Source organism: Enterobacter sp. JS8-1 (assembly GCF_049187015.1).
Classification (GTDB): Bacteria; Pseudomonadota; Gammaproteobacteria; order Enterobacterales; family Enterobacteriaceae; genus Enterobacter; species Enterobacter mori.
Genome location: NZ_CP185805.1, coordinates 167,275 through 187,823, shown reverse-complemented (window position 1 = coordinate 187,823; position 20,549 = coordinate 167,275). Strand labels below are relative to the sequence as shown.

At 56.3% G+C, this 20,549-nt stretch carries 21 protein-coding genes; 5 read left to right on the top strand and 16 right to left on the bottom strand.

The annotated features are described in order from the left end of the window. Nucleotides 1-2: 2 nt before the first annotated feature. From tatB to udp, 7 genes are all read right to left on the bottom strand, one after another. Nucleotides 3-545 carry a Sec-independent protein translocase protein TatB gene (gene tatB, locus ACOQH0_RS00930; RefSeq protein WP_010426268.1) on the bottom strand — a complete coding sequence of 181 codons (543 nt, stop codon included), beginning with the start codon at nt 543-545 and terminating at the stop codon, nt 3-5. Nucleotides 546-548: 3 nt separating this feature from the next. After that, entirely contained in the window at nt 549-803 is a 255-nt protein-coding gene (gene tatA, locus ACOQH0_RS00925) for a Sec-independent protein translocase subunit TatA (RefSeq protein WP_010426269.1), read from the bottom strand. Nucleotides 804-879: 76 nt separating this feature from the next. Next, nucleotides 880-2,520, bottom strand: a complete 1,641-nt coding sequence (gene ubiB / locus ACOQH0_RS00920) for a ubiquinone biosynthesis regulatory protein kinase UbiB (RefSeq protein WP_089598243.1) — start codon at nt 2,518-2,520, stop codon at nt 880-882. Continuing rightward, nucleotides 2,517-3,122 (bottom strand): ubiquinone biosynthesis protein UbiJ, encoded by a 606-nt coding sequence (gene ubiJ, locus ACOQH0_RS00915; protein WP_042715673.1) that lies wholly within the window; start codon nt 3,120-3,122, stop codon nt 2,517-2,519. Before ubiJ ends, ubiB begins: the two co-directional genes overlap by 4 nt. A 13-nt stretch (nt 3,123-3,135) precedes the next feature. Beyond that, nucleotides 3,136-3,891 (bottom strand): bifunctional demethylmenaquinone methyltransferase/2-methoxy-6-polyprenyl-1,4-benzoquinol methylase UbiE, encoded by a 756-nt coding sequence (ubiE, locus tag ACOQH0_RS00910; RefSeq protein WP_010426273.1) that lies wholly within the window; start codon nt 3,889-3,891, stop codon nt 3,136-3,138. A 66-nt stretch (nt 3,892-3,957) separates the two neighbouring features. Beyond that, the gene (rmuC, locus tag ACOQH0_RS00905) at nt 3,958-5,415 is read right to left on the bottom strand and encodes a DNA recombination protein RmuC (protein ID WP_120158924.1); all 1,458 of its coding nucleotides are present in this window, start codon (nt 5,413-5,415) and stop codon (nt 3,958-3,960) included. A gap of 139 nt (nt 5,416-5,554) precedes the next feature. After that, nucleotides 5,555-6,316, bottom strand: a complete 762-nt coding sequence (gene udp / locus ACOQH0_RS00900; protein WP_003860792.1) for a uridine phosphorylase — start codon at nt 6,314-6,316, stop codon at nt 5,555-5,557. Nucleotides 6,317-6,572: 256 nt separating this feature from the next. Between udp and ACOQH0_RS00895 the strand changes: the two genes are divergently transcribed. Then, nucleotides 6,573-7,379 (top strand): dienelactone hydrolase family protein, encoded by an 807-nt coding sequence (locus tag ACOQH0_RS00895; RefSeq protein ID WP_410975444.1) that lies wholly within the window; start codon nt 6,573-6,575, stop codon nt 7,377-7,379. 48 nt (nt 7,380-7,427) lie between these two features. On the opposite strand, the gene metE is transcribed toward ACOQH0_RS00895, so the two are convergent. Continuing rightward, complete coding sequence (gene metE, locus ACOQH0_RS00890; RefSeq protein WP_256460289.1) at nt 7,428-9,689, bottom strand: 5-methyltetrahydropteroyltriglutamate--homocysteine S-methyltransferase; 2,262 nt, start codon at nt 9,687-9,689, stop codon at nt 7,428-7,430. A gap of 115 nt (nt 9,690-9,804) precedes the next feature. Here metE and metR point away from each other — a divergent pair, with 115 nt between their 5' ends. After that, complete coding sequence (metR, locus tag ACOQH0_RS00885) at nt 9,805-10,758, top strand: HTH-type transcriptional regulator MetR (protein ID WP_010426278.1); 954 nt, start codon at nt 9,805-9,807, stop codon at nt 10,756-10,758. Here the strand turns inward: metR and ACOQH0_RS00880 are convergent. The 3 genes from ACOQH0_RS00880 to pldB form a co-directional block, all read right to left on the bottom strand. Continuing rightward, the gene (locus tag ACOQH0_RS00880; RefSeq protein WP_100167444.1) at nt 10,646-11,545 is read right to left on the bottom strand and encodes a carboxylate/amino acid/amine transporter; all 900 of its coding nucleotides are present in this window, start codon (nt 11,543-11,545) and stop codon (nt 10,646-10,648) included. The genes metR and ACOQH0_RS00880 overlap by 113 nt on opposite strands. Before the next feature lie 82 nt (nt 11,546-11,627). Continuing rightward, nucleotides 11,628-12,428, bottom strand: a complete 801-nt coding sequence (gene yigL, locus ACOQH0_RS00875) for a sugar/pyridoxal phosphate phosphatase YigL (protein ID WP_330754165.1) — start codon at nt 12,426-12,428, stop codon at nt 11,628-11,630. 25 nt (nt 12,429-12,453) lie between these two features. After that, complete coding sequence (gene pldB / locus ACOQH0_RS00870; RefSeq protein ID WP_010426283.1) at nt 12,454-13,446, bottom strand: lysophospholipase L2; 993 nt, start codon at nt 13,444-13,446, stop codon at nt 12,454-12,456. Nucleotides 13,447-13,556: 110 nt separating this feature from the next. Between pldB and rhtB the strand changes: the two genes are divergently transcribed. After that, nucleotides 13,557-14,177: a homoserine/homoserine lactone efflux protein gene (gene rhtB, locus ACOQH0_RS00865; protein ID WP_008501533.1), complete on the top strand. Its 621-nt coding sequence runs from the start codon at nt 13,557-13,559 to the stop codon at nt 14,175-14,177. On the opposite strand, the gene rhtC is transcribed toward rhtB, so the two are convergent. From rhtC to pldA, 3 genes are all read right to left on the bottom strand, one after another. Beyond that, on the bottom strand, nt 14,174-14,794 hold the full coding sequence (gene rhtC / locus ACOQH0_RS00860; protein WP_010426287.1) for a threonine export protein RhtC: 621 nt from the start codon (nt 14,792-14,794) through the stop codon (nt 14,174-14,176). The two genes, rhtB and rhtC, sit on opposite strands and share 4 nt — an antisense overlap. 61 nt (nt 14,795-14,855) lie before the next feature. Beyond that, nucleotides 14,856-16,685 carry an ATP-dependent DNA helicase RecQ gene (gene recQ / locus ACOQH0_RS00855; protein ID WP_010426289.1) on the bottom strand — a complete coding sequence of 610 codons (1,830 nt, stop codon included), beginning with the start codon at nt 16,683-16,685 and terminating at the stop codon, nt 14,856-14,858. Between the two features lie 90 nt (nt 16,686-16,775). After that, nucleotides 16,776-17,645, bottom strand: a complete 870-nt coding sequence (gene pldA, locus ACOQH0_RS00850; RefSeq protein WP_042716814.1) for a phospholipase A — start codon at nt 17,643-17,645, stop codon at nt 16,776-16,778. A 160-nt stretch (nt 17,646-17,805) separates the two neighbouring features. Between pldA and yigI the strand changes: the two genes are divergently transcribed. Both yigI and rarD read left to right on the top strand, forming a co-directional pair. Continuing rightward, entirely contained in the window at nt 17,806-18,273 is a 468-nt protein-coding gene (gene yigI, locus ACOQH0_RS00845; protein ID WP_421511353.1) for an acyl-CoA thioesterase YigI, read from the top strand. Between the two features lie 51 nt (nt 18,274-18,324). Then, entirely contained in the window at nt 18,325-19,221 is an 897-nt protein-coding gene (rarD, locus tag ACOQH0_RS00840) for an EamA family transporter RarD (RefSeq protein ID WP_089598248.1), read from the top strand. Between the two features lie 82 nt (nt 19,222-19,303). On the opposite strand, the gene corA is transcribed toward rarD, so the two are convergent. Further along, nucleotides 19,304-20,254 carry a magnesium/cobalt transporter CorA gene (gene corA / locus ACOQH0_RS00835; protein ID WP_010426304.1) on the bottom strand — a complete coding sequence of 317 codons (951 nt, stop codon included), beginning with the start codon at nt 20,252-20,254 and terminating at the stop codon, nt 19,304-19,306. A 150-nt stretch (nt 20,255-20,404) separates the two neighbouring features. Then, a complete protein-coding gene (ysgD, locus tag ACOQH0_RS00830; protein WP_212743980.1) occupies nt 20,405-20,461 on the bottom strand; it encodes a YsgD/CorL family protein in 57 nt (18 codons plus the stop codon). Nucleotides 20,462-20,549: the final 88 nt, after the last annotated feature.

Below are 20,549 nucleotides of genomic sequence, written 5' to 3'. Positions count from 1 at the left end.
GTTTACGCTTTATCACTCGAGGAAGGGGATGATTCGGAAACGGACGCAGCAGGCTTTGCTTCAGCCGCTTTTAACACTGGCTCGACCGACTGCGCCTGTTTTATCACTTCAGGTTCCTGCGGCGTCTGTTCTGGTGCGGCAGCCTGATGCTCCGCGCTGGACGGCGTTACGCCCTCACGCTGCTCTTCGCTGCCCTTCACCACCGGGTTATGGATGGTGTTAGCTTCATCACTCGCCTTTTCAGGATCGTTGATGCTGTATGAACGCTTCATAGATTCAGCCGCTTCGCGCAACTCATCCATTGATGCTTTCAGCTCGGGCGTCAGGTTTTCCATGCTCGCCTTCTCAACTTTTTTCAGGCTGTCCTGAAATTCCTGGAGCTTAAGCTCCTGCGCCAGCTCGTTTTGCACGGTGGTTGCCAGCGAGCGAAGCGCACGCACCCAACCCACCACGGTTTTGACCGCAACAGGAAGACGCTGCGGCCCCAGCACAATCAAACCAATCACAAAGACCAGCAGCAGCTCACTAAAACCAATGTCGAACACGAATTACACCTGCTCTTTATCGTGGCGTTTAGCGTCTTCCTTTTTGGCTTCATCTTGCTTATCAGCGATGGATTTAGCAGTAAAGTCAGCGTCCTGGCTGGTTTTATCCTGCTTACTTTCATCATCACCCATGGCCTTCTTAAAGCCTTTGATAGATGCACCAAGGTCGGAACCGATAGAACCGAGTTTCTTCGTACCAAACAGCAGTACGACGATGACGGCAATGATTAACAATTGCCAGATACTGATACCACCCATACGTATTCCTCAGTGATAGATGCTTAATGAGTCAGGTTGCATTATACGTATGCAACCTGGTGATAGCGACGCAAAATCAGCGCGTTTTTCTCCAGCCAGCGAGCCAGACAACAACGCCGCCAGCCATGAGCCAGGCGGGCATCATCTCCCAGTCAGGGCGATTGATGAGCAGCAGCGTACCGCTCAGCAGCAACGTCGCGCCAATGCCAAAGAGGTAGCGTGACTGCCCCTGGCGCACGCGGCTGGACTGAAGCTCGTGCGCGATTTTATCCATGCTGTGCTGAAGGTTCTTGCTCTGACGCAAACTGTCGTAAACCAGTTCAGGAATTTCAGGCATTTTTTCAATCCAGAACGGGCCTTTCTCCTTAAGGGAGCGTACCAGCGCTGGAATGCCAACCTGATCTTTGATCCAGGATTCAAGGAAAGGTTTCGCCGTTTTCCATAAGTCTAACTGAGGATAGAGCTGGCGACCTACGCCTTCAACGTAAAGTAATGTTTTCTGAAGTAAAACTAATTGTGGCTGCACTTCCATATTGAAGCGACGCGCGGTATTGAACAGGTTCAGCAAAACGTGACCGAAGGAGATCTCCGATAGCGGTTTTTCGAAAATCGGTTCGCATACCGTGCGGATCGCAAACTCAAACTCTTCGACATTGGTGTCTGGTGGAACCCAGCCAGAATCCACGTGCAGCTCGGCCACCTTGCGGTAGTCGCGGTTGAAGAACGCGATGAAGTTCTCTGCGAGATAGCGCTTATCTTCTTTGTTCAGCGAGCCAACAATGCCGCAGTCGATCCCGATGTACTTCGGATCCTCCGGGTGTTCGTAGCTCACGAAGATGTTGCCCGGGTGCATGTCCGCATGGAAAAAGCTGTCGCGGAAGACCTGGGTAAAGAAGACCTGCACACCACGCTCGGCCAGCAGCTTCATGTTGGTGCCCTGCTTTTCCAGCGCAACAACATCCGAGACCGGAATACCGTAAATACGCTCCATGACCATCATGTTCTGGCTGCAATAGTCAGAATAGACTTCAGGAACATACAGCATTGGGCTGTCTTCAAAGTTACGACGCAGCTGAATGGCGTTCGCCGATTCACGCAGCAGGTTAAGCTCGTCAATCAGCGTTTTTTCATACTCCCGCACCACTTCCATCGGGCGCAGTCGGCGGCCATCCGGTAACAAACGCGGTACCCAACGGGCCAACCTGTAGATCAGCTTCATATCGGCTTTGATGATCGGCAGGATATCCGGACGAATAACCTTGATAACCACTTCTTTGCCGTTTTCTTTCAGGCGAGCCGTATGTACCTGGGCAATGGAAGCCGATGCGAGCGGCTGAATGTCGAAATCATCAAACCAGGTTTCAACAGGAATGTTGCCCATCGCTTCTTCGATCTGCTTCTTCGCTCTCACCCCGTCGAACGGGGCAACGCGATCCTGCAGCATCGCCAGTTCATCGGCAATTTGCGGCGGGAAGAGATCGCGGCGGGTAGAAAGCATCTGCCCAAACTTGATCCATACCGGGCCCAGCTCCTGCAGCGCAAGACGCAAGCGTTCGCCTAAAACCTGATCTTTGTGGCGATTTGGCATCCAGAACAGCGTGCGCCGCCAGATACGAAGCGGCAGCGTGATACGCATTCTGGGGATAAGCTCGTCGAGCCCGTAGCTCAAAAAGGTGCGAACGATAAAATAGAGGCGCCGAATTTCACCAGGCGTCATTTGCCCTCCAGTTTTTCCAGGCGTTTGGTTAACGCATCAACCGCGCGTTCAACAGCAGCGGTCTCTTCTGCAAACCATGCCACTTCCAGCGGCCCGGGGGCCATGCGCCACTCTTCGGTGATGACCTCTGCGGCATAGCGCTGCTGCCGTTGCAGGTTTTTGCGCAGGAACGCCGTACCGCCATGAATCGCTTTTCCGATCCCTTCGGCGGCGATGTCGCCAATAAAAGGCGCAAGCAGTTCTGCTGGGTCAAACTCAGCCAGATCGCTAAGCGCCACGAAGTTCTGCACGACCTGAATGTCGCCTTCAACTTCGAGTTCACCGCTGCGGATAAGCGCCGTCAGTTGCTGACGGTCACGCAGTTTTGGCAGCACGCTCATATGAGTGATGACCGAGCAATCTGCCTCGCCCTCCCATTCACCCAGAACGTCAAGCTGGCGCTCGCTGAAGACCAGCACAAGCGGCGTCGAGAACTCTTTTAAAACGATACGCAGTACCTTTCCGTTCAGCCGCTGACGTGCAGCCTTCAGCGCCGGAGCGCGATACAGAAAGGCATTCAGTACATTCTCAATGCCTGCGGTGACTAAGGGTTTAAAGGGCACGGGACACCTCCACTCAGAACTTGTAACCGCGGTGTAGCGCGACGACACCCGCCGTCATGTTGAAATACTCAACGTTTTCAAAACCCGCGTCCTGCATCATCGCTTTCAGGGTATCCTGATCCGGGTGCATACGGATGGATTCGGCCAGGTAGCGATAGCTCTCTGCATCGTTCGCTACCAGCTCACCAATACGCGGCAGAACGTGGAAGGAGTAGGCGTCGTAGGCTTTGCTCAGCGGCTCGATAATCGGTTTGGAGAATTCAAGCACCAGCAGACGTCCACCCGGCTTCAGCACGCGGTACATGGAGCGCAGCGCTTTGTCTTTGTCGGTGACGTTACGCAGACCAAAAGAGATGGTGATGCAGTCAAAGGTGTTATCCGGGAACGGCAGCGCTTCCGCGTTTGCCTGCACATATTCCACGTTACCCACAACGCCGATGTTACGCAGCTTCTCGCGTCCCATTTTCAGCATTGAGTCGTTGATATCTGCCAGCACGACGCGGCCGGTTTCACCCACCAGACGGGAGAATTTCGCCGTCAGATCGCCCGTTCCGCCAGCCAGATCGAGAACTGTTTGTCCACGACGCACACCGCTGCAGTCAATAGTAAAGCGCTTCCACAAGCGATGAATGCCGAAGGACATCAAGTCATTCATCACATCGTACTTCGCCGCCACGGAATGAAATACGTGGGCCACCATGTCAGCTTTCTGCGCTTTGGCAACAGTCTGAAAGCCAAAGTGCGTCGTGTCTTGTGAATCGTCAACCATCTCAGAGCCTGCTTATCAGTAAAATGTTCGTGAAGTGTAACAGATTGGGCGCGTTTGCCCTACGATTCAACCACCGCGAAAGAAACGCGTCGGCTGCTCTTCTGGCGATAAATTCGCCGCTAAATCGTTGTCTTCACTGTGTGTATTTTGTTCATCTGCGCCTTCACGCAGGCGGAACTCTTCGTCCTGCGACGTCGCCTGTTCAACCAATTCCGGATTAATCTCGCGTTTCACTTCCACCCCCAGGCTGCGAAACGCTTCGGCTTGCGCCAGCAGGTTGCCACGCCCGGAGGAGAGCTTTTTCATCGCCTGCCGGTAGTTATCCTGCGCACGATCCAGGCTTTGCCCGACCGAGGACATATCGTCCACAAACAGGCGCATTTTGTCGTAAAGCTTGCTGGCGCGATCGGCAATATGTTGCGCGTTACGGCTTTGATGCTCGTACCGCCACAGATTAGCAATGGTCCGCAAGGCCACCAGCAGCGTGGTAGGGCTGACCAGCATAATGTTATTTTTCAACGCTTCGGTGATCAGTTCAGGCTGCCTGTCGAGCGCCAGCAGGAAGGCGGGCTCTACCGGGATAAACATCAGCACATAGTCCAGCGAACGCAGGCCCGGCAGCTGCTGATAATCCTTTCTGCCCAGAAGACGAATATGGTTACGCACGGAGGCGATGTGTTCCTGCAGCGCCGACTCGCGGGTGTAGTCATCTTCCGCGTTGAAATAGCGCTCGTAGGCCACCAGCGTCATTTTGGCGTCAATCACCACATCTTTACCCTGCGGCAGACGTACGATGACATCCGGCTGCATACGCGAGCGGGCATCGTTCTCGATGCTGACCTGGGTTTCGTATTCATACCCTTCGCGCAGGCCAGACGCTTCAAGCACGCGCGTCAGCACCACTTCCCCCCAGTTTCCCTGCGTTTTGTTATCGCCTTTGAGCGCGCGCGTCAGGTTCACCGCCTCCTGCGCCATCTGGGCATTCAGCTGCTGGAGATTACGGATTTCATGCGCCAGGGTGTGCCGCTCGCGCGCCTCCTGGCCAAAGCTGTCCTGCACCTGACGGCGAAACCCGTCCAGTTGTTCACGCAGCGGCGTCAGCAGGCTATTCAGGCTCTGTCGGTTCTGTTCGTCAACGCGGCGGTTGCTGTGCTCAAAAATTCGGTTGGCGAGGTTCTCAAACTGTTCGCTGAGGCGCTGCTCGCTGTTGATCATCTGGCGGATTTTGTCTTCCGCATGCAGTTGGGTGGATTCAAGACGGGTGGTCACTTCGCGGAGATCGGCCTCCAGCGAAGTGTTGATGTCGCGCAGGTTACGCAGTTCATTATTGAGCAGCTCGCACTCGTCACGCCAGTGCGAGCCTTGAGCAAGCTGTTGTTTTGTGGCGCTTAGCTCCGAGACGATCTCTTCACGTTCTGCCAGCTGCTCGGCTTTCATCTGCGCATGCTGGTAGCTGGAAATCAGCCAGCCTACCGCCACGCTCACCAGCGCAACCACCGCATAAATCAGGATTGAGATATCCACAATGCCCCCTGCATCAACGTATTACCCGCACAAAATAGAATTGTGCTGTATGAACGTCCAGTTTGAAAGGGTTTTCCTGCGAGGCGCAACGCAAAAAATAAAGGCCGAACATGTCGGCCTTGTGTCTCTGAAGAGAGGATTAGATGAGGCGACGGGCCGCTTCCACCACGATTTTCACCGCATGACTTTCGGTCTGCTTCATGGTTTCGGCGTTCGGGATCTCCTGCTGGGTACGGTTGACGATCACGCCCGCCACCATACCGGCACGCAGACCCTGGCTTGCGCACATGGTCAACAGCGTTGCAGATTCCATTTCGTAGTTCATCACGCCCATGGACTGCCACTCTTCCATAGAGCCTTTGAAACGGCTCACCACGCGGCCTGAGAAGGTGTCGTAACGCTCCTGGCCCGGGTAGAAGGTATCGGAAGAGGCGGTGACGCCCACGTGAGTGGTCGCGCCCACGGATTTCGCGGCCTCAACCAGCGCGGTGGTACATTCGAAATCGGCTACTGCCGGGAATTCCATTGGTGCAAAGTGCAGGCTTGCGCCGTCCAGACGTACAGATGCGGTCGTAACCAGCACGTCGCCCACGTTGATGTGCGGCTGAATAGCGCCGGTGGTGCCGATACGCAGGAAAGTACGAATGCCCAGCTGCGCCAGCTCTTCCACCGCAATAGACGTAGACGGGCCACCGATACCGGTAGAGCACACGATCACCGCTTTGCCATCCAGCTCTGCGCGCCAGGTGGTGAATTCACGATGGGCTGCCAGCTTAACCGGCTTATCCATCAGCGCGGCGATCTTTTCCACACGCTCAGGATCGCCAGGGACGATAGCGAGCGTAGCCCCTTGTAAATCGTTTTTAGTGAGGCCGAGATGAAAAACATCAGACTTAGACATAGGGTGACTCCTCTGTGGGTCGGTTAGTCAGAAGAAGTAAAACGGTACTTTACAGAAGCACTACGCAGAATTTCGTGACATACCTCACCATGAATGAAAATGGTTGCAGTTAATTTCCATTAAATAGTGACTTACATCACATTAACAAGTTATATCGACAGGTGCTGCACAAAAGATAGACCGTATAAGGCACTGTGGGTTGTTAACCTGGTGACTATATTTACCTTTGCGCTAACTCATTGGTACGGAGAATGCCATGACTGAAAAAACCGGTTTTGCACCTGCTGCGGCTCCGCATGCTTCAACCATCGTCTCAACCTCAGAAGAAGCCATTACTGCGGGCGAGACCTCCATTCCCTCGCAGGGGGAGAATATGCCTGCTTATCACGCGCGGCCAAAATCGGCAGACGGCCCGCTGCCGATCGTGATTGTGGTTCAGGAAATTTTTGGCGTTCACGAGCATATTCGTGACCTCTGCCGCCGCCTGGCGCAGGAAGGGTACCTGGCCATTGCGCCAGAGCTCTATTTCCGTCAGGGCGATCCGAACGATTACAGCGATATCCCTACATTGTTCAACAATCTGGTGAGCAAAGTTCCGGATGCCCAGGTGCTGGCTGACCTTGATCACGTTGCCAGCTGGGCCGCGCGCAACGGGGGCGATGCACATCGTCTGCTGGTGACCGGCTTCTGCTGGGGCGGACGCATTAGCTGGCTGTATGCCGCGCATAACCCGCAGTTGAAAGCGGCCGTCGCCTGGTACGGCAAACTGGTGGGCGAAAAAACGCTGAACTCACCGAAGCAGCCTGTTGATATCGCAACGGATTTGAATGCACCGGTGCTAGGGCTTTATGGTGGTCAGGATACAGGCATTCCGCTTGATACCGTCGAGACCATGCGTCATGCGCTACGCGCGGCGAACGCGAAGGCGGAGATTGTAGTGTACCCGGATGCCGGACACGCGTTTAATGCCGATTATCGCCCGAGCTATCACGCAGAATCAGCCAAAGATGGCTGGCAGAGGATGCTGGCATGGTTTAGCCAGTACGGCGGGAAAAAAGTATAAAAGCAAAAAAGCCCGGTGGCGGCAACGCCTTACCGGGCCTACGCTTCATCAAGCCTGACGCAAGTTCTGCGCCGCCTTCACCATGTTCGCCAGCGCCGCGCGCGTCTCCGGCCAGCCGCGGGTTTTCAGTCCGCAGTCCGGGTTCACCCACAGACGTTCCGCCGGGATCCGCTGGGCGGCTTTTTTCAGCAGGGCTTCAATCCACTCCACGCTCGGCACGTTCGGGGAGTGAATGTCGTACACGCCAGGTCCGATTTCGTTCGGGTAGTCGAACTCTTCAAACGACTCCAGCAGCTCCATGTCTGAACGCGAGGTCTCGATGGTGATCACGTCGGCGTCCAGCGCGGCAATCGAATCCATGATGTCGTTAAATTCGCAATAGCACATGTGGGTGTGGATCTGGGTGTCGTCCTTCGCCACCGCGGCGTTGATGCGGAACGCTTCCACGCCCCACTGCAGGTAAGCATCCCAGTCGCTGCGACGCAGCGGCAGACCTTCGCGCAGCGCCGGTTCGTCAATCTGGATGATGCCAATGCCTGCAGCTTCCAGATCTGCCACTTCATCACGCAGCGCCAACGCGATTTGCTTCGCGATGGTCTCACGGGTCACGTCTTCGCGCGGGAAGGACCAGCAGAGAATGGTTACCGGACCGGTGAGCATCCCTTTCACCGGCTTATCGGTCAGGGACTGGGCATACTTCGCCCACTCCACGGTGATCGCTTCCGGGCGGCTGACGTCGCCGATGACCACTGGCGGCTTCACGCAGCGGGAGCCATAGCTCTGCACCCAGCCGTTCTGGGTAAAGACGAAGCCGTCCAGGTGCTCACCGAAGTATTCGACCATGTCGTTACGCTCGGCCTCACCGTGCACCAGCACGTCCAGACCTAAACGCTCCTGCTCGATAATTGCCTGCTTAATGTGCTCAGCGATACCGGTGCGGTAGTTGTTCGCATCCAGGTTGCCCTTCCTGAAGTCCAGACGCAGGCCGCGGATTTCAGTGGTTTGCGGGAAAGAACCAATTGTGGTGGTCGGCCACGCAGGCAGGTTGAAACGGGCACGCTGCGCTTCGGCGCGAACTTCATACGGGCTCTGGCGCTGGCTGTCCTGCGCAGTGATGGCCGCCAGGCGTTTTTCCACCGCCGGGTTGTGCACACGGGCCGAGTGACGACGCGCCTGGATCGGTGCGCTCCATTCGGTAATCGCCGCCGTCTCGCCGCTGTTCAGCGCGTCGCGCAGCAGCGTCAGCTCTTCGCATTTTTGCAGGGCGAAGGCAAACCAGCTTTTCACTTCAGGGTCGAGACGGGTCTCCACGCTGAGATCGATTGGGCTGTGCAGCAGCGAGCAAGAGGATGCCACCCACAGCTCACGTTTGCCGACAATATCTTTGATTTGTACATATTTCTCGGTCAGATCAGCACGCCAGACGTTGCGACCGTTAACCAGCCCGGCAGAAAGCAGCCAGTCCGCTGGCAGGCGCTTGTGCAGCTCCGCGACATCGTCTTTACCGTGAACGAGGTCAACATGCAGGCCCTGGACCGGCAGCGCGGTAATGGTCTTCAGGTTTGGCGTCACGCCTTCGAAATAGGTAGTGAGCAGCAGCTTCACCTGCCCTGTGAGCGCGTCATACGCCGGTTTGAAGGCATCAAGCCACTCCTGCGGCAGCTCGAGCACCAGCGCGGGTTCGTCGATTTGCACCCACTGAATGCCGCGCTTGCCCAGCTCAATCAGAACCTGTTTGTAGACCGGCAGAATATCGTTAAGCAGGCTGAGGCGGTCAAACTGTTCGCCTTTTACTTTACCCAGCCACAGGTAGGTGACTGGTCCCAGCAATACGGGCTTCACCTGATGACCCAGCGCCAGCGCTTCGTCCACTTCATCCAGCAGCTGCGTCCAGGTCAGCCTGAACTGCTGACCTTTCACGAACTCCGGCACCATATAGTGATAGTTGGTGTTGAACCACTTGGTCATTTCCGCCGCTGCCGCTGGCTCCCCCGTTGGTGCACGGCCACGGCCGATGCGGAACAGGGTATCAATATCTACCGATCCATCTTTGTTCTGATGACGAGCCGGCACGTTGCCAAGCAGCAGGCTGGTCGTCAGAACATGGTCGTACCAGGCGAAATCGCCCACCGGCAGCAGGTCAATGCCCGCCTGTTTTTGCTGCTCCCAGTGACGGGCGCGCAGCTCGCGTCCCACCGTCAGCAGTTCTTCACGGGTGGTGTTACCCGCCCAGTAGCTTTCTTGCGCTTTTTTCAGTTCGCGGCGCAGGCCAACGCGAGGAAAACCGAGAGTGTGATTGCGGATTGTCATGTTATGCCCCTTGTGAAATTTGTTATTTAGACGTCCAGATGTTTACACATCTATAATTGGCAGGTACTGTATATTCCTCAAGCGCAAAATGTTCATGCCGAAGTGAAGGACTTTCATGATCGAGATTAAACACCTGAAAACGCTACAAGCGTTGCGGAACTGCGGTTCTCTTGCGGCAGCGGCGGCCACGCTGCACCAGACCCAGTCTGCCCTTTCTCACCAGTTCAGCGATCTGGAACAACGCCTCGGCTTTCGTCTTTTTGTGCGTAAGAGCCAGCCTTTGCGCTTTACGCCGCAGGGTGAAATTCTGCTGCAACTGGCAAATCAGGTACTGCCGCAGATCGCCAGCGCGCTGCAGTCCTGCAACGAGCCGCAGCAAACCAAACTGCGTATTGCCATTGAGTGCCATAGCTGTATTCAGTGGCTGACCCCCGCGCTTGAGAACTTCCGCCAGAAGTGGCCGCAGGTGGAGATGGACTTTACATCCGGCGTGACCTTTGACCCGCAGCCGTCGCTTCAGCAGGGCGAGCTGGATCTGGTGATGACGTCAGATATTCTGCCGCGCAGCGGCCTGCACTATTCGCCGATGTTTGATTATGAAGTGCGCCTGGTGCTGGCCCCGGACCATCCGCTGGCCAGTAAAACGCGCATCACGCCGGAAGATCTTGCGACAGAAACGCTGCTGATTTATCCCGTGCAGCGCAGTCGCCTGGATATCTGGCGTCACTTCCTGCAGCCCGCTGGGATTAGCCCACAGCTGAAAAGCGTGGATAACACGTTGCTGTTGATACAGATGGTGGCGGCCAGAATGGGCATCGCGGCATTGCCGCACTGGGTGGTGGAGAGTTTTGAACGCCAGGGTCTGGTGGTGACCAAAACCCTGGGTGAAGGACTGTGGAGCAGGCTGTACGCCGCCGTGCGCGATGGCGAGCAGCGTCAGCCGATTACGGAAGCGTTTATTCGCTCAGCGCGGAACCACGCGTGCGACCATCTTCCGTTTGTGCGGAGCGCGGAGCGACCCAACGGCGATGTACCCACAGCGAAGCCAGGATCACCGCTCCCCCAATAAGGAAACTCGGCCAGTGCGGCTGTTGCTGCCAGATGGCGAGATTGACCAGCAGCCCTGCCGGGACATGCACGTTATTCATGATCCCCAGCGTACCGGCGTCTACCTGCGTAGCGCCGTAGTTCCACATGAAGTATCCCAGCCCGGAAGCCACCACGCCCAGCCAGACCAGAACGCTCCACTGCACGGTGGTAGTCGGCAGTTTTTGCGGGTTGCCGAGCATAAACCACGCCGCTACCGCGACAATCGCGGCCCCCATATAGAACCAGGCGAACGCGTTGTGCTGCGGCATCGGGCGGGTCTCCATCAGCCGTTTGTATCCCACCATGCCGATGGCGAAGCTGATATTGGCGAGCTGGACGAACATCAGCCCTGTCCAGAAGTGATCGCTTACCTTGTCATAGCGAATAATCGCCGCCCCAAGCACCGCCAGCGCCGCACTTAAAAGATATCCCCAGCGCAGACGACGCTTGCTGAGCAGGTCGTAGATCAGGGTGATGTAGAGCGGCGTGAGCACGGTGAACAACAGGAATTCCGAGACAGACAGATAAACGTAAGCCCGGAAGCTGAACAGGTACATGATGCCGAGCTGCATCGCGCCCACCAGCATATACAGCAGTATCGTTTTCAGCGATTGTCCGCGCGCGCGCAGAAACGGCAGGAACACCAGCGCCGCCAGCCCCACGCGCATCAGCACCGAGAAGTAGCTGTCGACCGAACCGGCAAGGTATTCGCCAATCAGGCTAAAGGAGAAGGCCCACAGGATAGTGGTGATAATGAGTAGCGCCACAATGCTTGTCTCTCAGAAAGAAGGACAGGCATTGTAGCGAACTCTTTAGTTGACAACTGAACAATAAATAATCAAATGAAGATTATTCAAGGAACAGTTTGCGCAGGTACTTAGGCACAGCGTTATCGCCGTTAGTGCCGATCACTTCCAGCTCCGGGTGCAGGTCTTTCAGACGCTGGTGCGCGTTCTCCATGATGCAGCCTTTGCCCGCCATGGAGAGCATCTCAGCGTCGTTCATGCCGTCTCCAAACGCGATGCAGTCTTTCAGCTCAAAGCCCAGACGTTTAGCCACCGCTTCCAGCGCGTGACCTTTGGAGACGCCACCGGCCATCACTTCCAGACAGGTCAGCGTGGAGAAGCTCACGTTAACGCGGTCGCCCCAGCGAGCGTTGATCGCCTGCTCCAGCGGCAGCAGCGCTTCATGGCTTTCGCAGGTGAAGAACACCTTACTGATCCCTTCCGGCTCCAGCAGGCCAGGCTCGTACAGTGAGTACTGGAATACGGCTTCCTTGAAAAAGCGCATCTCATCCGGGCGGTGGCGGTTCATAAACCACTCGTCATCGCGATAAACGTTGGTGACGATCTCCGGGTTATTGTGCACCACGCCGAACAGATCGGCGGCAATATCGCGGTCCAGATTGTGGGTAAAAATCAGGTTACCATCCGTGTCGTGCACGCGCGCACCGTTGGAGGTGATCATGTACGATTTGATTTCCAGATTATCGCGGATCTGCCCCACGTCCACGTGGTGGCGACCGGTGGCAAACACGAAGTTCACGCCACGGGCAGTCAGGAGTTTTAAGGTCTCTTTCGCGTAAGGCGAGAGGGTGTGGTCGGGGGAAAGCAGCGTGCCATCTAAGTCAGATGCAACAACCTGGTACATAGGGAAATTTAACCTCTGGTGAATATCAATTATGCCTGTTGAAAAATTCAACAATGGCGTTAAGCGCGACTGAGCGCATAGCGTCCTTTTCAAAAAGGATCTCATGGTACGCGCCGTTGATGACCAGCGGTTTTCCCCCTTCACAAGGGTGACCGGCGGCAGCGCGCAGTTCACAATAGCGGTCATGCATGCGGTTATCCACCACACGCTCTTCCTCCGCCTGAATCAGAAGCGTCGGCGTGTCATCATCGCCTACGCCCGCCAGCACCTGCTCACCGGCATGAATACCTTCCCGCACCCAGTGCCAGGTCGGGCCGCCAACGCGCAAGCGCGGTTCATCGGCATAAAAGCGCAGGTTGCGGCGATAGCGCTGCCGACTGTGGGTCAGAACGTTGATGGCGAACGGCAATGCGCGCCAGCGTCCGGTACCGATGGCATAGCCTTCACGAATGCGCTGATGGCCCTCAGCCCAGTCGAGAAGATGGCGCACCATCCAATCGGGAAAACGAATGACAATACCGTACATCGGTGCGGTGAGCGCAATGGCGTCGCACTGGTGCTCATACCGCTGCAAAAACAGCGTCGAAATGGCACCGCCCATGGAGTGCGCAAGGATATACCGCTTGCGCCAGGGGCCAGGCTGCACTTCCTGCTGCCAGAACGCTGCAAAATCGTCGACGTAATCGCTGAAGTTATCCACGTGCCCACGGTGCGTATCCGGCAGCATACGACCGGACAACCCCTGTCCGCGGTGGTCGATGATCAGCACGTCGAACCCCATATGGACCAGGTCGTAAGCCAGTTCGGCATATTTAACGTAGCTTTCGATGCGTCCGGGGCAGACGACAATCACACGGTCATTTTTTTCATTGCGGAAACGAACGAAGCGCACCGGGATGCCCCCGACGCCCGTAAACTCATCTTCCTCACGCTGCCGCCAGAAATCGGTCAGCGGCCCCATAGAGAAAGCAGCAAAAGCGTTTTCTCGTGTTTCCCAGTCCTTTTTCTGCTGAAACATTGGGTTTCCACTCACGTAATCCAGGGAATATCGTTTTTTTCGTCACTGGTCACAAAATGACGCAATAATAGCGTATTGTGGCATAAAAATAGACGGTTCGGGAGTTTCAAATGACCTTCGAATGGTGGTTCGCCTACCTGCTGACATCCATTATTCTCAGCCTTTCACCGGGCTCGGGTGCCATTAACACCATGACTACCTCCATCAATCACGGCTATCGCGGTGCGGCGGCATCCATCGCCGGTTTGCAGACCGGGCTGGGCATTCATATCGTGCTGGTCGGAATTGGTCTGGGGACCCTGTTCTCGCGCTCGGTGCTGGCGTTTGAAGTGCTGAAATGGGCCGGTGCGGCATATCTGATCTGGCTCGGCATCCAGCAGTGGCGCGCGGCAGGCTCCATCAACCTCAATACGCTCGCTCAGACGCAAAACCGAGGCCATCTGTTTAAGCGCGCGGTCTTCGTCAACCTGACCAACCCGAAGAGCATCGTTTTCCTCGCCGCGCTGTTCCCACAGTTTATCGTGCCGCACCAGCCGCAGGTGATGCAGTACGTGGTGCTGGGAGCGACCACCATTATTGTCGATATCATCGTGATGATTGGCTATGCGACGCTGGCGCAGCGAATTGCGGCGTGGATCAAAGGGCCTAAGCAGATGAAGGCCCTGAATAAAGTCTTTGGTTCGCTGTTTATGCTGGTTGGCGCGCTGCTTGCGTCAGCGCGTCATGCTTAGCGAGAGATGATGAGATGAATGCCGAAGCCGGCGAACAGCGCGCCGGCGAAGCCGTCAATCCACTTCGCAATGCGCTGGTAGCCACGGCGCATTGCCGGTAAAGCGAACAGGCTGGCCACGATGGTGAACCAGGCAAAGGTTTCAACGACGATCAGCAGGAAGATACCCCAGCGCGCGCCCGCGCCGACGCTATCGCCGACAAACAGCGAGAACACGGAGCCGAAATAGATAATCGCTTTCGGGTTCGCCAGGTTGGTCAGCAGCCCTTTCACAAAGCTGCGTCCGCCCGTTGCCAGCTCCACCTTTGGCTCTTCCGGCTTTTTCTCTTCTTTCTTCAGCGCCCCGCGCAGCATCTGGTAGCCCATCCAGCAGAGGTACAGCCCACCGCCGACCATAATGATGTTATGCAGCCAGGCCATTTTCGCCAGGATCAGGTTCAGACCGAGCAGCGCGACTGCCGCCCAGACCATGACGCCCATGGTAATACCGAGCACGCCCATCATCGCTTCTTTGCGGGAGCGGCTGACGGCGGTTTGCGACACGAAGAAAAAGTCAGGGCCTGGGCTCATCAGCGCAACGATGTGCACCAATGCCACGGTGAGAAATAGCATTAACATAATTAGCTCGCGGGGAAATAATGTAGTGAGTCACCATCCTGGCACTTTTTCGCCCGGCTGACTACTCCTCGTCATCACCGTCGGCGTGAGAGCGGATGAGCGCCATAAACTCTTTCCCGAAGCGCTCCAGCTTGCGCGTGCCGACGCCGTTGACGCTCAGCATCTCGCTCGCGCTGAGCGGCATCTGCTCGGCCATCTCAATCAGCGTCGCGTCGTTGAACACCACGTACGGCGGGATGTTTTCTTCGTCGGCAATCGCTTTACGCAGCTTGCGCAGTTTGGCAAACAGCTTGCGGTCGTAGTTGCCGCCGTAGGATTTTTGCATCACGCGCGGCTTCAGGGCGATGACGCGCGGCACGGCGAGTTTCAGTTCAACTTCACCGCGCAGCACCGGACGCGCGGCTTCGGTAAGCTGCAACGCAGAGTGCTGGGCAATGTTTTGCGTGGCAAAGCCAAGGTGGATCAGCTGGCGAATGATACTCACCCAGTGCTCGTGGCTCTGCTCTTTACCGATGCCGTAAACCGGCAGCTTGTCGTGGCCCATATCGCGGATACGCTGGTTATTCGCCCCGCGCAGCACTTCCACCACGTAGCCCATACCAAAGCGTTGATTGACGCGCCCAATGGTTGAGAGCGCTTTACGCGCGTCCATCAGACCATCGTACTGCTTCGGCGGATCAAGGCAGATATCGCAGTTGCCGCACGGCTCCTGTCGCCCTTCACCAAAGTAGTTGAGCAGCACCAGACGGCGGCAGGTTTGCGCTTCGGCAAACGCGCCCATCGCATTGAGCTTGTGACGCTCGATATCCTGCAGCTGTCCCTGCGGTTTCTCTTCCAGGCAGCGGCGCAGCCACGCCATGTCCGCCGGATCGTAAAACAGCATCGCTTCCGCAGGCAGCCCGTCACGCCCGGCGCGACCAGTTTCCTGATAGTAGGATTCGATATTGCGCGGGATGTCGAAGTGCACCACAAAGCGCACGTTGGGCTTGTTGATGCCCATCCCGAACGCCACCGTCGCGACCACGATTTGAAGGTCGTCGCGCTGGAATTTTTCCTGCACGTCGGCGCGGATGTGGTTCTCCAGTCCGGCGTGATACGCGGCGGCGCTAAAGCCGCGGTTTTGCAGACGCGCGGCGGTGTCTTCCACCTTCGCACGGCTGTTGCAGTAGATGATGCCGGACTTGCCGCGCTGCTCCTGCACATAGCGTAAGAGCTGATCCAGCGGCTTGAATTTTTCCATCAGCATATAGCGGATGTTCGGGCGGTCGAAGCTGCTGACCTGAATGTAGGGGTCGTTCAGCCCGAGCAGACGAACGATATCCAGGCGTGTAGTGTCATCCGCCGTGGCGGTAAGCGCCATAAACGGCAGCTCGGGGAAGCGCTGACGCAGCTGGCCGAGGGCGGCATATTCCGGGCGGAAATCGTGTCCCCACTGGGAGATACAGTGCGCTTCATCCACCGCCAGCAGCACCGGGTTCCAGTGCGCGAGATGGTCGAGGAAGTTATCCAGCATCAGGCGTTCCGGCGCGATATACAGCAGGCGAATCTGTCCGGTGCGGCAACCCGCCATCACCTCTTGCTGCTGCTCGCGGGTCTGCGTGGAGTTAAGACAGGCGGCCGCCACGCCGTTGGCGAGCAGCTGGTCGACCTGGTCTTTCATCAGAGAAATGAGGGGGGATACCACGACCGTCAGGCCGTTCAGCACCAGCGCAGGCACCTGATAGCAGAGGGATTTCCCGCCGCCGGTCGGCATCACCACCAGGCAATCGCGGCCTTCCAGCACGGTTTCAATGATGGTTTCCTGGCCGGGGCGGAACTGCTGGTAGCCAAAGGTTTCATGCAAAACCTGTTTAGCCAGCGATTCCTGATTCAATACTTCCGCCTGCGCCACGTTAACCCCATATGCCAGAAATGAAACAGGCGCTATTTTCAGCGCCTGAGAAAGAAACTTCAACGTTTAACGCAAAAACATTCGAGCGACCTAGAAAATATCGTTCAGCATAACGCCCACACCCACACGGGTCTGGTTGAAGTTATAATCGATAAGCGACTCGCCGTAACCGCTGTACACCTGCGTATAAAGACGCACATGTTTCGTCACCGGGTAGCTCAGGCCAACCTCAGCACCACCGTAGCCGGTGTTCCAGTTGTACTGGCCTTTCGCGCTCAGCACGGCATCACCCAGCTGATAGCCAATCTTGAGCTGGTAGTAGCCCATGTATTTGGTGATATCCGGGTTGTCATCGGTGCTGCCCACCACGTACCACGGCTTCACTTCCACCATCCAGTTACCGTTCTGCGCCATCAGGCGCGTATAGGCACGGTTCCAGCTGCGCGAGGTTGGGTCGGAACGTCCGTTGGAATCGTGGTTAAAGCCCACCTCGACGTCACGCAGCGTCCAGCCAGCAAATTCGTAATCCGTTGCGAAGCCGAGGAACAGCTGCGGCTCATAGTTGGTTTCACGGAACGGCGAGGACTCACCGCTGTTGGAGAGCTGCCACCAGGACTTTTGGGTATATGACGCACCGAGCACCGAGTTCGGCCCAAGAATGCCTCGCCAGAACGGGAACGCGAGGCTGAGCTGGAACTTCACCTCATCTTTACGCGCATTATCGGACCAGTTATAGGAACTTATCGCCTCTTTGTTGAGATCGCTGGTCTGGGTGTAGATCACGTAGTTGGTGTCATACGGGTACAGCGTGAACGGATTGTCATGCTCCTGAAGCATATTGGCGATGATGCTGCCGCGCACTGCGGGGGCATCGTGCACTTCTTTGACGGTTGCTTCTTGCGCATATGCTGTGAGGGGCAGCGAAACCGCCGCCAGTAACCAACCCAGATACGTCCGCATCGGTGGTGTTCTCCTGAAAGGGTGATATTTAATGAATAGTTTTGTCCGGGCATTCTACAGACTTCTGCAGCAACTTCCGCCTCCTCGTTTCTGAAAGTGGAAATCCTTATTGTTGAGGCATAAAATCAACATTTTGTTAACAACAAGGATGCAACCCCTCATGTCAGCCACGCTTACCGCCGAAGAAACGTTAAAACTCGTGGGCGAGATTTTTGTGTACCACATGCCGTTTAACCGCGCGCTGGGGCTGGAACTGGAGCGATACGAGAAAGACTTTGCCCAGCTCAGCTTTAATAATCAGCCAATGATGGTAGGCAACTGGGCGCAAAGTATTTTGCACGGTGGGGTAATTGCCTCCGCGCTGGACGTGGCGGCGGGGCTGGTCTGCGTCGGCAGCACGCTGACGCGCCATGACACCATCAGTGAAGAGGAGCTCCGCCAGCGTCTTTCGCGGATGGGCACTATCGATTTACGCGTCGACTATCTGCGCCCTGGACGGGGTAATCGCTTTACCTGTACCAGCAGCCTGCTGCGCGCGGGCAACAAAGTCGCGGTAGCGCGCGTTGAGTTGCATAACGAAGAACAGGTTTATATCGCCAGCGCAACCGCCACTTATATGGTGGGTTAAGGCGATAAAAACGGGTAAAATTAATTCACTCTTTTGTAACGGATTTTCCCGATGGATGCTAAACAGACGCGGCAGGGCGTTTTACTCGCCCTTGCCGCTTATTTTATTTGGGGTATCGCACCGGCGTACTTCAAATTTATCGCCTATGTACCGGCCGACGAGATCCTCACCCACCGCGTCATCTGGTCGTTCTTCTTTATGATTGCGCTGATGAGCGTCAGCCGTCAGTGGTCCGGCGTCAAAACGCTGCTGCAAACCCCTAAAAAGGTCTTCCTGCTGGCGCTTTCTGCGGTACTGATCGGCGGCAACTGGCTGCTGTTCATTTGGGCGGTGAATAACCATCACATGCTTGAAGCGAGCCTGGGATACTTTATTAACCCGCTGGTGAACATTGTGCTGGGGATGATTTTCCTCGGCGAACGCTTTCGCCGGATGCAGTGGGTAGCGGTCATTCTGGCTTTCTGCGGCGTGCTGGTGCAGCTGTGGACCTTCGGCTCTCTGCCGATTATTGCCCTCGGTCTGGCGTTCAGCTTTGCGTTCTATGGGCTGGTACGTAAGAAGATTGCGGTGGAAGCGCAGACCGGGATGCTGTTTGAAACCCTGTGGCTGCTGCCGGTAGCGGCAATTTATCTCTTTGGCATCGCCGACAGCGCCACCAGCCACATGGGCAACAACCCGTGGTCGCTGAACCTGATGCTGATGGCCGCGGGTGTGGTGACCACCATTCCGCTGCTGTGCTTCACCGGCGCGGCGACGCGCCTGCGTCTCTCCACGCTGGGCTTCTTCCAGTACATTGGCCCGACGCTGATGTTCCTGCTGGCAGTGGTGTTTTACGGGGAAGTGCCGGGTGCGGATAAGATGGTGACCTTCGCCTTTATCTGGGTGGCGCTGGCAATTTTCGTTGCCGATGCAATTTATACCCAGCGCAGGGTGCGCAAAGGGTTGTAATGTTGCCCTCACCCCAACCCTCTCCCACAGGAGAGGGAGTTCGATCGTAGGGCGGGTAAGCGCAGCGCCACCCGCCAGATTTTTACAGCCAGTTCCGACGCTTGAAATAGAGATACGGCGCCAGCCCGGCGAGGATCATGAAGATAATCGCCCCCGGGTAGCCAAAGCTCCACTTCAGCTCCGGCATAAACTCAAAGTTCATCCCATAGCTGGATGCCACCAGCGTCGGCGGCAGGAACACCACGGATACCACCGAGAAGATCTTGATGATGCGGTTCTGCTCGATGTTGATAAAGCCCATCGCCGCCTGCATCAGGAAGTTCACCTTCTGGAACAGGGATTCGTTGTGCGGCAGCAGGGATTCGATATCTCGTAAGATCTCACGCGCCTGCTCCAGCTGACCGCCCGGCAGACGTGCTTTACGCACCAGGAAGTTCAGCGCACGCTGGGTATCCATCAGACACAAACGCACTTTCCAGCCGATATCTTCCTGCTCCGCCAGCGTCGAAAGCGCTTCGTCATATTCATCGCCCTGATGGCCTTCCATGATCACGCGGCTCAGCTTTTCCAGGTCGCTGTAGATGTTCTCAATTTCGTCCGCCAGCTGTTCAATTTTGGTTTCGAACAGATCGAGCAGCAGCTCGTAAGCATTACCGTCCACCATCGCCTGGCTACGGGCGCGCATGCGGTAGAGACGAAACGCAGGAAGTTCGCGCTCGCGCAGGGTAAACAGACGACCATCGCGAATGGTAAACGCCACGGTGGAGTTACCCGCATGGTCATCAGCGTCTTCAAAGAAGAAGAAGGAGTGAATGTGCAAACCGTCTTCATCTTCAAAAAAACGTGCGGATGCTTCGATGTCTTCCAGTTCAGGACGCGTTGCCAGGCTTTGCCCCAGCTCAGATTGTACGCGAAGGCGCTCATCGTCGTCCGGCTCGACCAGATCCACCCATACGGCATCAACGAGGGGCTGTGACTCTTCGGCTTCAAGCCGAGTCAGTCGGTTATTTTCGAGTTGAAATGCGCTCAACATGACCGGGACTCCCAATGCAAAAAATATCGGACAGTTCGGTGGGCACACAGAAACAATTTGGGTTTCAGACCATTAAACAGCCTGACTCAGCGCGACGGGGATAATGCAGTCGCTGACAACCACTAAGGCCATCAGCAAGGGGAGATAGCCTTAGGAGTTGTTCCTGGATGACAGGGAATTGAGCCAGTATCTACTGGGTGTGTCCAAGGCGAATGTCCTCTTAGCGTAATCGTGCGCGCATGTTACGCCAGCAGTAACTGTGGCGTCAACACGCAACGGAACGCTGAAGGGCATT

Bases quoted from the DNA above. Each gene is read 5' to 3' on its own strand.
- tatA (WP_010426269.1), bottom strand. From the start codon at position 803: ATGGGTGGTATCAGTATCTGGCAATTGTTAATCATTGCCGTCATCGTC.
- ubiB (WP_089598243.1), bottom strand. From the start codon at position 2,520: ATGACGCCTGGTGAAATTCGGCGCCTCTATTTTATCGTTCGCACCTTT.
- ubiE (WP_010426273.1), bottom strand. From the start codon at position 3,891: ATGGTTGACGATTCACAAGACACGACGCACTTTGGCTTTCAGACTGTT.
- udp (WP_003860792.1), bottom strand. From the start codon at position 6,316: ATGTCTAAGTCTGATGTTTTTCATCTCGGCCTCACTAAAAACGATTTA.
- ACOQH0_RS00895 (WP_410975444.1), top strand. From the start codon at position 6,573: ATGACTGAAAAAACCGGTTTTGCACCTGCTGCGGCTCCGCATGCTTCA.
- metE (WP_256460289.1), bottom strand. From the start codon at position 9,689: ATGACAATCCGCAATCACACTCTCGGTTTTCCTCGCGTTGGCCTGCGC.
- metR (WP_010426278.1), top strand. From the start codon at position 9,805: ATGATCGAGATTAAACACCTGAAAACGCTACAAGCGTTGCGGAACTGC.
- yigL (WP_330754165.1), bottom strand. From the start codon at position 12,428: ATGTACCAGGTTGTTGCATCTGACTTAGATGGCACGCTGCTTTCCCCC.
- pldB (WP_010426283.1), bottom strand. From the start codon at position 13,446: ATGTTTCAGCAGAAAAAGGACTGGGAAACACGAGAAAACGCTTTTGCT.
- rhtB (WP_008501533.1), top strand. From the start codon at position 13,557: ATGACCTTCGAATGGTGGTTCGCCTACCTGCTGACATCCATTATTCTC.
- rhtC (WP_010426287.1), bottom strand. From the start codon at position 14,794: ATGTTAATGCTATTTCTCACCGTGGCATTGGTGCACATCGTTGCGCTG.
- pldA (WP_042716814.1), bottom strand. From the start codon at position 17,645: ATGCGGACGTATCTGGGTTGGTTACTGGCGGCGGTTTCGCTGCCCCTC.
- yigI (WP_421511353.1), top strand. From the start codon at position 17,806: ATGTCAGCCACGCTTACCGCCGAAGAAACGTTAAAACTCGTGGGCGAG.
- rarD (WP_089598248.1), top strand. From the start codon at position 18,325: ATGGATGCTAAACAGACGCGGCAGGGCGTTTTACTCGCCCTTGCCGCT.
- corA (WP_010426304.1), bottom strand. From the start codon at position 20,254: ATGTTGAGCGCATTTCAACTCGAAAATAACCGACTGACTCGGCTTGAA.